Origin of the sequence: Bradyrhizobium sp. AZCC 2230 (genome assembly GCF_036924495.1) — a bacterium.
GTDB lineage: Bacteria > Pseudomonadota > Alphaproteobacteria > Rhizobiales > Xanthobacteraceae > Bradyrhizobium > Bradyrhizobium rifense.
The window spans coordinates 1,860,330-1,873,516 of the sequence record NZ_JAZHRS010000001.1 but is presented as its reverse complement, the minus strand read 5'-3'; the positions used below and the strand labels follow the sequence as shown (position 1 = coordinate 1,873,516).

At 65.3% G+C, this 13,187-nt stretch carries 14 protein-coding genes; 8 read left to right on the top strand and 6 right to left on the bottom strand.

Features of this window, described 5'->3' with window-relative positions; translation table 11 throughout:
- Positions 1–39: 39 nt before the first annotated feature.
- Complete coding sequence (locus V1280_RS09065; protein ID WP_334521958.1) at positions 40–918, top strand: DMT family transporter; 879 nt, start codon at positions 40–42, stop codon at positions 916–918.
- On the opposite strand, the gene V1280_RS09060 is transcribed toward V1280_RS09065, so the two are convergent.
- Complete coding sequence (locus V1280_RS09060; protein WP_334521955.1) at positions 915–1,106, bottom strand: hypothetical protein; 192 nt, start codon at positions 1,104–1,106, stop codon at positions 915–917. The genes V1280_RS09065 and V1280_RS09060 overlap by 4 nt on opposite strands.
- A 32-nt stretch (positions 1,107–1,138) precedes the next feature.
- On the bottom strand, positions 1,139–2,296 hold the full coding sequence (locus V1280_RS09055; protein ID WP_334521953.1) for an MFS transporter: 1,158 nt from the start codon (positions 2,294–2,296) through the stop codon (positions 1,139–1,141).
- A 155-nt stretch (positions 2,297–2,451) separates the two neighbouring features.
- On the opposite strand from V1280_RS09055, the gene V1280_RS09050 reads away from it, so the two are divergent.
- Positions 2,452–3,711: an adenylate/guanylate cyclase domain-containing protein gene (locus V1280_RS09050; RefSeq protein WP_334521949.1), complete on the top strand. Its 1,260-nt coding sequence runs from the start codon at positions 2,452–2,454 to the stop codon at positions 3,709–3,711.
- A 153-nt stretch (positions 3,712–3,864) separates the two neighbouring features.
- Here the strand turns inward: V1280_RS09050 and V1280_RS09045 are convergent, their stop codons facing one another.
- Entirely contained in the window at positions 3,865–5,109 is a 1,245-nt protein-coding gene (locus tag V1280_RS09045; protein WP_334521947.1) for an MFS transporter, read from the bottom strand.
- A 169-nt stretch (positions 5,110–5,278) separates the two neighbouring features.
- Between V1280_RS09045 and V1280_RS09040 the strand changes: the two genes are divergently transcribed.
- Entirely contained in the window at positions 5,279–6,631 is a 1,353-nt protein-coding gene (locus V1280_RS09040; protein ID WP_334521945.1) for an Nramp family divalent metal transporter, read from the top strand.
- A 5-nt stretch (positions 6,632–6,636) separates the two neighbouring features.
- Here the strand turns inward: V1280_RS09040 and V1280_RS09035 are convergent, their stop codons facing one another.
- From V1280_RS09035 to hemB, 3 genes are all read right to left on the bottom strand, one after another.
- On the bottom strand, positions 6,637–7,413 hold the full coding sequence (locus tag V1280_RS09035; protein ID WP_334521943.1) for an arginyltransferase: 777 nt from the start codon (positions 7,411–7,413) through the stop codon (positions 6,637–6,639).
- Between the two features lie 104 nt (positions 7,414–7,517).
- The gene (locus V1280_RS09030) at positions 7,518–8,054 is read right to left on the bottom strand and encodes an RDD family protein (protein ID WP_334521941.1); all 537 of its coding nucleotides are present in this window, start codon (positions 8,052–8,054) and stop codon (positions 7,518–7,520) included.
- A gap of 230 nt (positions 8,055–8,284) precedes the next feature.
- Positions 8,285–9,346 carry a porphobilinogen synthase gene (gene hemB, locus V1280_RS09025; RefSeq protein ID WP_334521938.1) on the bottom strand — a complete coding sequence of 354 codons (1,062 nt, stop codon included), beginning with the start codon at positions 9,344–9,346 and terminating at the stop codon, positions 8,285–8,287.
- A gap of 138 nt (positions 9,347–9,484) precedes the next feature.
- Here hemB and V1280_RS09020 point away from each other — a divergent pair, with 138 nt between their 5' ends.
- From V1280_RS09020 to glyA, 5 genes are all read left to right on the top strand, one after another.
- Positions 9,485–9,988: a DUF6163 family protein gene (locus V1280_RS09020; RefSeq protein WP_334521935.1), complete on the top strand. Its 504-nt coding sequence runs from the start codon at positions 9,485–9,487 to the stop codon at positions 9,986–9,988.
- Positions 9,989–10,387: 399 nt separating this feature from the next.
- Positions 10,388–10,906 (top strand): transcriptional regulator LdtR, encoded by a 519-nt coding sequence (gene ldtR, locus V1280_RS09015; RefSeq protein WP_027529973.1) that lies wholly within the window; start codon positions 10,388–10,390, stop codon positions 10,904–10,906.
- 210 nt (positions 10,907–11,116) lie between these two features.
- Positions 11,117–11,350: a hypothetical protein gene (locus V1280_RS09010; protein WP_334521931.1), complete on the top strand. Its 234-nt coding sequence runs from the start codon at positions 11,117–11,119 to the stop codon at positions 11,348–11,350.
- A 37-nt stretch (positions 11,351–11,387) separates the two neighbouring features.
- On the top strand, positions 11,388–11,609 hold the full coding sequence (locus V1280_RS09005; protein ID WP_334521929.1) for a hypothetical protein: 222 nt from the start codon (positions 11,388–11,390) through the stop codon (positions 11,607–11,609).
- A 260-nt stretch (positions 11,610–11,869) separates the two neighbouring features.
- Complete coding sequence (glyA, locus tag V1280_RS09000) at positions 11,870–13,168, top strand: serine hydroxymethyltransferase (protein ID WP_234683818.1); 1,299 nt, start codon at positions 11,870–11,872, stop codon at positions 13,166–13,168.
- Positions 13,169–13,187 lie beyond the last annotated feature (19 nt).

Sequence of the window (13,187 nt, the reverse complement as noted above, 5' to 3'; positions counted from 1 at the left end):
TGCTAGGCGCCTCCAAAGGCTCCGGAACGGGAGGCGATATTGGGGGAGTGGCTCGGGGTCGCGATTGCGCTCGCGTCGAGCAGCATTGGCGGCACCGCGGCTGCGATCACGCGCTATCTCGTCGTCGGCGCCGATCCGGTCATGCTGGCGATCCTGCGCTGGGGGATCGGTTTCCTCTGCCTGCTGCCGTGCGCGCTGCTGCTTCGCATTCGCTGGCCGCAGCGGTCCGACTGGCCGGCGGTGATGGCGCTCGGCGTCTGCTTCTTCGGCCTGTTCTTCATCCTCTATAATATCGCAGTCTCTTACACGACCGCCGCGCGCGCCAGTCTCGCGCTGGCGACGCTGCCGCTCCATACCATGGTCGTCGGCGCGATGCTTGGCGTGGAACGGCTGACGGCGCGCAAGATCATCGGCGTGGGCATCGCCGTGCTCGGCGTGGCCGCGGCGCTTGCCGTGGGGCTGGCCCAGAGCCCGCCGGGTTCCTGGCGCGGCGAGCTGATCATGACCGGCGCGGTGTTCTGCATGGCGTTCTACAACGCGCTGTCGCGGCCGCTGATGCAGCGCTCCAGCGCGCTCGGCTTTCTCACGGTCGGCATGGGCGCGGGTGCTGCGGTGCTGGTGATCGTGGGTCTTGCGAAGGGAAGCTTTGCCGCGCTCGACCATTTCACGACGGCGCAGTGGATTGCGGGGATCTATCTCGGCGCCGGCGGCGGCGCGCTCGCCTTCATCCTGTGGGTCATGGCGCTGGCGCGCGCGACGCCAACGCGTGTTGCCAATACGATGACGGTCAATCCGATCGCGGCGACCTTGCTGGCGGCGCTGCTGATCGGCGAGCCGATCGCGCCGAATCTCCTGATCGGGCTGGTTGCCGTATTCGCCGGGATCTGGATCGCGACCAGCCAGCCGAAGCCGGCCTAGCTTTTCGGCGCGGTGGCCGTCGGCGGGCTCGCATCCGGCGTCTTCTTCGGCTTCAGCGTGCCGGCATAGAACGAGAGTAGCCAGACCAGCATGATGGCGAGGAGATAGACGCCCCAGGCCTGCGGCGGCGTCATGGCCCAGCGCAGCAGGCCTTTGAAGGTGCGGGGTGGGCTTTTGTCTTCGGTCATGGCTGCGCTTGTGCGCGAAAGCGGTGGCAGGGTCAATCCGGCCGCGGCGCTGCGCGGATCAGGAACAGCGCGGCCAGCGCCGACAGGCTGAGCGCGGACGAGACCATCAGCACTTTTGCGCCCATGACGTCGATGAGCAGGCCGAAGGCCAGCGGCGCCACCGCCTGCGCCATCCGTGCCGGCGCGCCGATGATGCCGAGCCGATAACCAAAGTCTTTCGGGCCGAAGATCGAGAGCGGCAAGGTTCCGCGCGCGATCGTCAAAATGCCATTGCCGGAGCCGTGCAGCAGCGCAAAGGCGCTTGCGGCAGGCGCGCCGAAGATGGCGACGACGGCGGCTCCAATCGGGTGGGTGAGGCAGGCGAGCCGCGTCGACCACAGCGGATGGAAGCGGGAGAGAACGCTCGCTTCGAGAATGCGCGCGATCACCTGCGCCGGGCCGATCAACGCGCCGGCTGCGATCGCCTCGACATGCGTGGCGCCGGTTGCCTCGAGGATGCGTGGGAAATGCACGGCCATGGCGCCAGTGACGGTCCACACCGCAGCGAACACGAAGGCGAGCAGGATCATGGTCCGGTCGAGCGGGACGTGCGGCTTCTCCGCCGTTGCCGCGGCCTGCTTCGCGCCCTTGATCGCCGGCAGCATGAAGAAATTGAGCGGCAGGCCGATCAGGATGTTGGCGGCAGCCCAGGCGAAACACGTATCGCGCCAGCCAAAATGAGCGAGCCCCCAGGCGGTCAGCGGCCAGCCGACGGTCGAGGCGAAGCCCGCCATCAGCGTGATGCCGGTGATCGAGCCGCGGGCGTTCGTGCCGTAGATGCGGCCGAGCGCGGCGAAGGCGGCGTCATAGAGCCCCATCGCCATGCCGATGCCGAGCACGAGCCAGGCGAATGCCATCACCGGAACGGATTGCGAGAACCCAAGCAGCACGAGGCCGGCGGCAAGGGTCAGGTTCGAGGCCGACAGCACCTGCCGGCCGCCGACGAGATCGATCTGGCGGCCGATGCGCGGTCCCAGCATCGCCGAGATCACCAGCGAGGCCGAGAACGCGCCAAAGATCCAGTTGGTGGAGATGCCGAGGTCGTGCGCCATCGGATCAGCCAACAGTGCCGGCAAATAGTAGCTCGAGGCCCAGGCCAGGGTCTGCGTCGTGCCGAGCGCCAGGATGATGGGAAGCTGGCGCTGGCTCATGTCGCCGTATGTCTGGTCGTCGGTGTCATCATTTGCATTTGCGGCCCGAGGCGCGCGCGCGTCAACAGCGTCCGGGGCATATTCGACCTGCTGCCGGCGGGAGCCTTGATTGTGCCCGGCCTTTCGCTCGTCACGAATGCACGCCATAATGGCGTATGCAATTGACCTCGCGCCTTGCGCTGATGAACTGGCTGACCGGTCAGGGCCTCACCGGCCTTCCCGAAAACGAGCTGCTGCGAGGCTTCTGCGAGCGCTGCCGCGCCGAAGGGCTGGAACTCTCGCGCGGGCTCGTCGTCATCGACACGCTGCATCCGATCTATGAGGGCCGCGCCTTCCGCTGGAGCGACCGGGCCAGCAATGAGAGCGACGTGCTCGAATATCGTTCGACCGCCGAAGGCGACGCCGCCAAGAATTGGCGTCGCTCGGTGTTCTTCCACATGCTCGAGCACGGCCACGACGAGATGGTGATCGACCTGGCCGATGCGCCGTCGCTGGATTTCTCGCAGATCGGCGAGCTCGCCGAGAAGGGCCACAAGCATTATCTCGCCTTCGTGCATCGCTTCGGCGAGAACGGCGCGCTCGGCTTGATGGATTGCCTCTATTCCTGCTGGACCACGCGGCGCAATGAAGGTTTTGGCGAAGCCGAGCTGGAGGCCCTGCGCGATCTCGTGCCTGTGCTGGGGCTTGCGGTCAAATCGGCGCAGCAGGTCGATATCGCGCGCACGCTGGGGCGGGTCTATCTCGGCCGCGGCGCCTCCGAACAGGTGCTGGGCGGGCGCATCTCGCGCGGCGTCACCGAGCGGATCAACGCCGTGCTCTGGTATTCGGATTTGCGCGGCTCGACCGGGATCAGCGAGAGCATCGGCCCCGACGAGATCATCCCGTTCCTGAACGACTATGCCCAGGCCGTGATCGACGCGATCCACGAGGCGGGCGGCGACGTGCTGAAGCTGATCGGGGACGGCGTGCTGGCGATGTTCACCGGCGAGGACATGGCCGATGCCCGCCGCGCCGCACTGCGCGCCGAGCACCTGTTCCGCCAGAATGTCGCTTCGCTGAACCTGCGGCGCGAGGCCGACGGGCGCCCGACGACCTCGGCCTATATCGGCCTGCATGTCGGCGAGGTCTTTTACGGAAATATCGGCAGCGAGGACCGGCTCGATTTCACCGTGGTCGGCCCGACCGTCAACGAGGTCAGCCGCATCGCCTCGATGAGCCGCTCGGTCGATCGTGAGCTGCTGGCGTCAGCCGAATTCTACAAGGGTCTCGACGCCGCCGGCCGCCGCTACCTCGTCTCCACCGGCCGCTACGCACTCCGCGGCATCGGTCGCGCGCAGGATCTCTACACGCTCGATCCCGAGGTCGATGCGAGCGAGCCGGTGACCGGGAGCTACGAGCGGTATCTGGCGAACTAGCCCGACTGCCTCGCCCCGATGTCGTCCTGGCGAAAGCCAGGACCCATAGCCACCATCCGTAGTTTTGCGAAAACCCGTAGTTGCCGACCTTCGCCAAACTTCTCCCTGGGGTAATGGGTCCTGGCTTTCGCCAGGACGACGCCAGTGGAATCGCTAGCACCGCGCCGCCACTTCGTCCCCCACCATGGCCGGCTGCCGATCCAGCGCCACCGCCGGTGACAACCAGATCATCAGCGCCTGCACGCCGAACACGGCTGCGGCGAGGTAGAGGCACGCTTCCGCACTGTAGAGGCCGCCGACGATGGCTCCGAGCGCCGAGCCGAGCGGGCGGGCGCCGTAGCTCATGATGTTGATCGCTGACACGCGCCCGAGCAGCCGCGGCGGCGTCACCGATTGGCGCAAGGTCGTGGTCGAGATCACCCACAGGATCGGCCCGACGCCGAGCAGGAAGAAGCTGAGACCCGCAAGCCACGGTGAGGGCACCAGCACCGTCAGCGCCATCACGACAGCAGCGACGAAGCCGGTCACCGGGCCGAGGCCGACCACGATGCCGAACGCGATGCGTTTCATCACGCGCGTGGCGAACAGCGCGCCGATCACCATACCGACGCCGTACATCGTCAGCACGGCGCCGACACCGGCGGCGGTCAGGCCGAGATGACGCACGGCGTAAGGCACGAACACCGCGATCTGCAGGAACCAGCCGGTGTTGAAAATGAACTGCGTGACGAATACCGGCCGCAACAGCGGATGGTGGAACACGAAGGCCGCGCCTTCACGGACGTCCTGGAACGGATGACGTCGCGGCGCAGGCGTGCGCGCCGGCTCGTAGATGCCGGAGAGCAGCACGACGGCGATCGCCGAGAGTGCGGCGGCAAAGCCGAAGGCAAGGCTTGCGCCCCACCAGCCGACCAGCGCGCCGCCGAGCGCAGGCCCGCTTGCAAAGGCGATGGTGCGGGCGAGCTCGATCCGGGCATTCGCAGCCGGCAACAGCTCCGCGCTCACCAGCGAAGGCACCAGCGCCGGCGCGGCCACGCTGTAGACGACGGTGCCGCACACGGCGGCAAAGCCGAGCAGCGCCAGCAGCGGTAGATTGAGCGCGCCGAGCGCGAGCAGCAGCACGATTGCTCCGAGCGCCACCGCGCGCAGTGCCTCGGCCCCCGCCATCAGCGAGCGGCGCGAGATGCGGTCGGCAAGCAGACCGGCCGGAATGGCGAACAGGACGAACGGCAAAGTGAGGGCGGTCTGGAGCAGGCCGGTCTGGCCTTCGGCCACGCCCAAGGTCAGCACAGCGACGATGGGAGCCGCGGCCAGCGCGATCTGTTCGGCCGACTGTGCCGCGAGGTTGGACCAGGCGAGGCGGTTGAAGGTTTCGGGGAGGCGGGGCGGATTGGACATGGCTCATTTCCTGCAAAGTCGGATTGGCGCCAGTATCGGCCTCGGGGATGGCCAAACCCACCCGCTTCCCGACAGGACTGGGCAAAACGGGGCAGCCGCTGGGAACCGATGCGGCTAGATGCAGTTGCAAATGAGTTGCAATAAGGCTCGACTCCGGTATTGTGCCAGCATGGATGCCCGATCGCCCGACCTGACCACTGACGCCGCCGGTTGGCGCGCTGATGCGCCCACCACCAAGAGCCTGGCTGAGGTGAATGGCACGGTCGCCATCCCCGCAGCGGGGGCATGGTGGCGGCGGCTGCTGGCCTTTGTCGGCCCCGGCTACATGGTCTCGGTCGGCTACATGGACCCCGGCAACTGGGCGACCGACCTCGCCGGTGGATCCAAGTTCGGCTACACGCTGCTCTCGGTCATCCTGCTCTCGAACTTGATGGCGATCCTGCTCCAGGCGCTGGCAGCACGGCTCGGCATCGTCACCGACCGCGATCTCGCGCAGGCCTGCCGCGCGACATATTCGCCTGCGGTGAATTTCCTGCTCTGGTTGGCCTGCGAAGCGGCGATCATCGCCTGCGATCTCGCCGAGGTCATCGGCACTGCGATTGCGCTGAAACTGCTGTTCGGCATTCCCCTGGTCGGCGGTGCGCTGATTGCCGCGCTCGATGCCTTCCTGCTGCTCGTTCTGATGAATCGCGGCTTCCGCTTCCTCGAAGCCTTCGTCATGGCACTGCTTGCGGTGATCGCGGTGTGCTTCGCAGTCCAGATCGTGGCCGCAGCGCCGCCGATCGCGGAGGTCCTGCACGGTTTTGTGCCGAAGACCGAGATCTTCACCAATTCCGAGATGCTCTACATCGCGATCGGTATCATCGGCGCGACGGTGATGCCGCATAATCTCTATTTGCATTCCTCGATCGTGCAGACGCGCGCCTATGCGCGCAACGACGAGGGCCGGCGCGAAGCGATCAAATGGGCGACGACGGATTCCACCATCGCGCTGATGCTGGCGCTGTTCATCAACGCCGCAATCCTGGTCGTCGCCGCCGCGACGTTCCACAAGAGCGGCCATTCCGACGTCGCCGAGATCGGCCAGGCCTTTGAGCTGCTCTCGCCCTTGCTCGGCCTCGGCATCGCCTCGACGCTGTTTGCAATTGCGCTGCTCGCCTCGGGCCTGAACTCGACGGTGACGGCGACGCTCGCCGGCCAGATCGTGATGGAAGGCTTCCTCGACCTGCGCCTGCCGAGCTGGGCGCGCCGCCTGGTCACGCGCGGCATCGCCATCATTCCGGTGATCGTCGTCACCGCGATCTATGGCGAGCGCGGCACCGCGGATCTGCTGGTGTTCAGCCAGGTCGTGCTGTCGATGCAGCTGCCTTTCGCCGTGATCCCGCTGGTTCGTTTCGTCTCCGACCGCCGCAAGATGGGGCAGTTCGCGATTGCACCATACGTTGCTACGACCGCGTGGATCGTTGCGGGCGTGATCGTGATTTTGAACGTGAAGCTGCTGGTGGATACGCTGTTCGGGTGAGAGCGCTAATCCTGCGGCTCGGACGCCACATCACCTTGTGCGTCGATGCGCAGCCAGCCTGAGGGCGCGAGGCGTTGCTGCGGCAGGAAGCGGGCCTTGTAGTCCATCTTCTTGGAGCCCTCGATCCAGTAGCCGAGATAGACGTAGGGCAGGCCCTGGCGACGCGCACGTGCGATGTGGTCGAGGATCATGAAGGTGCCCATCGAGCGGCTGACCTGGCCAGGCTCGAAGAACGAATAGACCATCGACAGGCCGTCGCTGAGCACGTCGGTGAGCGCGACCGCGATCAGCTCCTCGCCACGGCCGGTGATGCCGCTGTCGGGACCGCGCTTGCGGTATTCGATGATGCGGGTCTCGACATGGCTGTCCTCGACCATCATGGCGTAGTCGAGCACCGTCATGTCGGCCATGCCGCCATGGCGGTGGCGGGCGTCGAGATAGGCACGAAACACCGAATATTGCTCGGAGGTCGGTACCGCGCTGCGCTGCTCGCCGATGATGTCGGAATTGCGCGCCATCACCTTGCGGAAGTTGCGGGACGGGCGGAACTCGTTGGCGACCACGCGGACCGAGACGCAGGCCCGGCACTGGTCACAGGCCGGCCGGTAAGCGATCGACTGGCTGCGGCGGAACCCGCCATGGGTCAGGAGGTCGTTGAGGTCGCCGGCGCGCTCACCCACGAGGTGCGTGAACACCTTGCGCTCATGCCGCCCCGGCAGATACGGGCAGGGGGACGGCGCCGTGAGGTAAAATTGTGGGGTGTCGCGCGAGTGCTGGGTCAAGGGACGTCGTGGGCCTCCAAACTGAGTATCAGCATCGCGCTACGAAAGCCCCCGGTCAATCGGTCCGCTTGGCAGATCAGATCAGTCAGCCTAGCGGGTCCTGGTTAGTAGGTCCTTGCCGCCTGGGGCACGGGCGCCCGAACGGAATTGTTGATCACAACCGTTCCCAGCACGAAATCCTGGAGCAGCCGCCGGCGGCCGTTGAACAGGCCGACCAGCACGACGAACGGCGACAGGAACGAGACGGTCACCCAGAACAGCACGGCATGGGTGGCGCCGAGGACAAAGTAGCCGGGCGCGCCGTACCAGGTGCGCAACTCAAGATCCATGACCCGCATCCCGATCGTCGCGGACGAGGGGCCGCCGATGCAGGCGCCGTAATAGACGATGGCCCAGACCACGGAGGCCGGCCAGGCCAGCCAGAACAGCGCCCAGCCGATGCCGAGCGTCACCACGCCGAATACCGCGATGAAGATGTAGCCGAGGATGACGGGAACGGAGATCACGACCATGTCGATCAGGAACGCGAACACCCGCCGCGTCGCGACACCGCGGAACAGTTCCGGATGCAAATAGGGATCGTAGGCGTGAGCAGCGCCATCACTGCGCCAGGCGCCTGAACTACCCGAGTCATAAGACATCGTCGGTCCTCCCAGGGAAAACTCCCGTGGCAGGACATGGGAACAGGCTAATCCCCTGCCAAGGGTGCGCAGGGGTTAACAAGCCGAAATATTCCGGCGATTCGGGGGCGGGGGACGGCGGCTTGCGCAGCTACAAGGGTGGGCAAAGGCGCGTCAGCGCCGTGCCCACGATTTGTCGCCATCGCTACCGAATGGTGGGCACGCTTGCGCTTTGCCCAACCCTACGGCACCTACCCCTGCGTCTTCAGCTTCTCCGCAGCCTTTGGCGCGAAATAGCTCAGCACGCCGTCGGCGCCGGCGCGCTTGAAGGCGAGCAGGCTCTCCATCATCGCACGGTCGCCGTCGAGCCAGCCGTTGTTGGCGGCGGCTGCGATCATCGCGTATTCGCCGGAGACCTGGTAGGCGAAGGTCGGCATCGCAAACGTGTCCTTCACGCGGCGGACCACGTCGAGATAGGGCATGCCGGGCTTCACCATCACCATGTCGGCGCCTTCGGAGATGTCGAGCTCGACCTCGCGCAGTGCCTCGTCGGTGTTGGCGCTGTCCATCTGGTAGGTGCGCTTGTCGCCGGTCAGCGTCTTGGCCGAGCCGATGGCGTCGCGGAACGGGCCGTAGAAGGCAGAGGCGTACTTGGCCGCATAGGCCATGATCTGCACGTCGAGCAGGCCGGCGTGGTCGAGGCCTTCGCGGATCGCGGCGACGCGGCCATCCATCATGTCGGAGGGCGCGATGATGTCGCAGCCGGCCTCGGCCTGCACCAGCGCCTGGCGCACCAGCACGGCGACGGTCTCGTCGTTCAGGATTGCGCCATCGGCGATCAGCCCGTCATGGCCGTGGCTGGTGAAAGGATCGAGCGCGACGTCGCAGAGAACGCCGATTTCAGGAAACTCCTTCTTGATCGCGCGCACCGCCTGGCAAACCAGATTGTTCGGGTTGCAGGCCTCCGATCCCACTTCGTCGCGCAGGGACGGGTCGGTGTAGGGAAACAGCGCGATGCAGGGGATGGTGAGCTTCATGGCGCGCTCGGCCTCACGCACGGCCTGGTCGACGCTGAGGCGCTCGACGCCGGGCATCGAGGCGATCTGCTCGCGCTTGTTGTTGCCGTCGATCAAAAACAGCGGCCAGATCAGATCGTCGGTGGTGAGCACGTTCTCGCGCACCATCCGCCGGGCCCATTCGGCCTTGCGGTTGCGGCGCGGGCGGATGGTCAGATCGAGGGCAGGGGAGGCTCCCGCGGCAGTCCCGCGCGAAACCTCGCGCAGTTCGATCGGACGTCCGTATTTGATCGCCATCACTCTTCCTCCGGCTGGAATTATTCTTATACCAGCTCGCATGGTTCCCGTCACCGCGGCTTGATCTGCCGCAAGGCAGAATTGAACCGATATGCGCTGCCGATTGATTTTGCGGGGCGAACGAGCCAGAAGGGGGCCATGTCCGAGATCTCCACCCGCGATGCGGCCCGCGACGGCGCCAATGCCAGGGACGCCGTCAGAGACAGCGCCCGCGACAATGCGATGTCGGTGGCGGCGATCTCGTCGGAGCGGCCCGAGTCCGACGACAATGTCTGGACGCGCCGGCTGGTGCTGTTCCTGCGGGTGATGGCGCTGCTGTCGATCCTCAAGGGCCTCTATCACTGGGCGCAGGTGACGGGCTTTGCCGGCGGCGAGGACGAGGCGTTCGAGAACCAGTCGATGGCCTGGCAGGCCTCGACCATCTACTTCGCCGTGATCGAGCTCGTCGCCGCCGTCGGCCTCTGGCTCGCCACGCCCTGGGGCGCGGTGGTGTGGCTCACGACCGTGGTCTCGATGGCGGTGATCGAGCTGATGTTTCCCGGCATCTATGGCGGCAGCCTCGTTGTGGTCGGCGTCGAGGCCTTCATGCTCGCCGCGTATCTCGCGCTCGCCTGGATGGCCGCGCGCGAACGGCCGCCATAGGCGCACTGGCATCTTGTACGATCTGTTCAGCTCCGGGACACGCGTGGTTTCACGCGCGGTTGGTTGACCACTCCTTGCGTAAAATTCGAGGTAACTTTTCATTGACCTCGCGATATCCGCCACAGCTCTTACGCGTGCGTTTCGAAACGGGGCGGGGCTGTTCTGGAATGCGACAATCGGTGTGCACGGAGGGTGAACAGGACCTTGCGAGGGTCAACAGACGGTTGCGAAAAGCCCTTGTGACACAGGCTTAATCCGCAATTCACTGTCTTAAATTCATGATCTCTTTATTCTCTTATTTAAGCCGATCTTCAAACGCCCCCCTTAAGTTGCACCTATCAGACGGGACACAAGTTTCGTCGAATAAGTGTCGATAAAAACGACAACAGGGGAAGTGTCATGATGAAAGCCGTCGCAACTGCGGCAGATACCGCAGAGCGCGTTTCGGGCCCGCAGGGTTCGGTGCAGTCGCTCTATCTGGAAGCATTGACTCTGGTGGAGCGGCTGCATCGCCGTCTCCTCGACGTGATCAAGGACGAGTTCGATCGTCGTGGCCGCGCCGACATCAATTCCGTGCAGGCGCTCCTGCTCTATAACATCGGCGACAAGGAGCTGACCGCGGGCGAGCTGCGCACGCGCGGTTACTATCTCGGCTCCAACGTCTCCTACAATCTGAAGAAGCTCGTCGAGCTCGGCTTCCTCGATCATCAGCGCTCGCGCGTTGATCGCCGCTCGGTGCGCATCCGCCTGACGCCGCAGGGCCAGGAAGTCCGCCGCATCGTCGACAGCCTCTACCAGAAGCACGTCAAGACCGTTGAACAGGTCGGCGGCATCTCCGGCGAGGAGTTCTCGACCCTCAACAAGTCGCTGCACCGCCTCGAGCGGTTCTGGACCGACCAGATCCTGTATCGGCTCTGAGCTTTCGAAGGGATTTGGCCAAGCCGGCCACAACAAGACCGGCAAGCCTTCCCGAAAGTGTCTGCCAAACGTGCCTGGACTTCCCCAAGCGCGCCGGCCCGGCTTCTGCCCGGACCGGTGCGTTTTGTCATCTCGCGGTTGCGAAAAAAATCGACAGCGCGGGGGAACCAGTTCCCGGCCTCGCGGTTATCTCTCCGATCGGAGGATGCGATGCTGGTCGAACGCGGGTTGCAGGCTGTGAACGTCGAGCTCGTGAGCGATGCCTATGCGATCGCCGCGAATTATCTCCGTCGTTCCGGCGCGATCCCCGACACGCTCGTCACCAATGAGCGCCTGCTCGAGATCATCATCAAGCTGCTCCAGCGCGGCGAATTCAACAAGATCAGACTGGCCAACAAGGCCATTGTCAGGTTCGAGGCGCAGTCCGGTGCCCGAGCCGCCTGATCAAGACTCCCAAAATCCCAGAGAAACAGAGGGTGCCATGGAAGCCGCCATCGACCGCATCATGCAGACCTATGACCTGCTCGCCAACCGCACCTCCGCGGCGAGCGCAGAGGCGCGGGCCAAGGTGACGAACTACCTCAACATCTTGATGGAAGCCGGCGAGAAGGACACCCACAGGTTGACGGTGTGCGGCCTGACCTATCTGCGCCAGCTCGACGGCAGCGTGGACCCGGTGAAGGCGGGGTATACCGGGCTGTAGGGGGATTTCGGCCGGCGCAGGGGCGCCATTTGGGTCCGAAGCGGGCTCTTCTGGGATGATCGGATCGGGACGATTCCAGAGAGCGGTCCAACCCCCACGATCCTTCAATCCCCACCATATCTTGCATAAATATCAGGCCCGACCCGCAACCACTTGGCCGGGGGCGGGCAATGTGGTAGATCGCGCTCGCCGCTTCCGATCACCACACCAGACCCGCCCGTAGCCCGCCAAAAGGCTGCGGCGGTGGAGATATTCGCAAGATGACCTTCGCCAAAACCGCCTCTGCGCCCGATTCGTTTTTCACCGCCTCGCTCGAGCAGGCCGACCCGGAAATCGCCGCCGCCATCAAGGGCGAGCTCGGCCGGCAGCGCCATGAAGTCGAGCTGATCGCCTCCGAGAACATCGTCAGCCGGGCCGTGCTGGAAGCGCAGGGTTCGGTGATGACCAACAAATACGCGGAGGGTTATCCGGGCGCGCGCTACTACGGCGGTTGTGAATGGGTCGACGTCGCCGAGAACCTCGCGATCGACCGCGCCAAGAGGCTGTTCGGCGCCAACTTCGCCAACGTGCAGCCGAACTCGGGCAGCCAGATGAACCAGGCGGTGTTCCTGGCGCTGCTCCAGCCCGGCGACACCTTCATGGGTCTCGACCTCGCGGCCGGCGGCCATCTCACCCACGGCTCGCCCGTCAACATGAGCGGCAAATGGTTCAAGGCTGCGCACTACACCGTGCGCCGCGAGGACCAGATCATCGACATGGACGCGGTTGCCAAGCAGGCCGAAGAGGTCAAGCCGAAGCTGATCGTTGCCGGCGGCTCGGCCTATTCGCGCGCCTGGGACTTCAAGCGCTTCCGCGAGATCGCGGACTCGGTCGGCGCGTATCTGCTGGTCGACATGGCGCACTTCGCGGGCCTCGTCGCCGGCGGCGTGCATGCCTCGCCGGTGCCGCATGCCCACGTCACCACCACCACCACGCACAAATCGCTGCGCGGTCCGCGCGGCGGCCTGATCCTCAGCAATGACGAGGTGCTCGCCAAGAAGCTCAACTCGGCGATCTTCCCTGGCCTGCAGGGCGGCCCGCTGATGCATGTGATCGCGGCCAAGGCGGTCGCCTTTGGCGAAGCGCTGCGTCCGGACTTCAAGGTCTATGCGAAGAACGTCGTCGAAAACGCCAAGGCACTGGCCGAGACGCTGAAGAGCCATGGCTTCGATATTGTCTCCGGCGGTACCGATAACCATCTGATGCTGGTTGACCTCCGGCCGAAGGGCCTGAAGGGCAACGTCTCGGAGAAGGCGCTGGTCCGCGCCGCCATCACCTGCAACAAGAACGGCATTCCGTTCGACCCCGAAAAGCCGTTCGTCACCTCGGGCCTGCGTCTCGGCACGCCTGCGGCGACGACCCGTGGTTTCGGCGTCGCCGAATTCCAGCAGGTCGGCGGCATGATCGCCGAGGTCCTCAACGCGATCGCGCAGTCCGACGACGGCAAGGCGCCGCTGGTCGAGGCCGCGATCAAGGAACGGGTCAAGGCGCTCACCGATCGGTTCCCGATCTATCAGTAAGGTCCAAGTAAACTGGTCA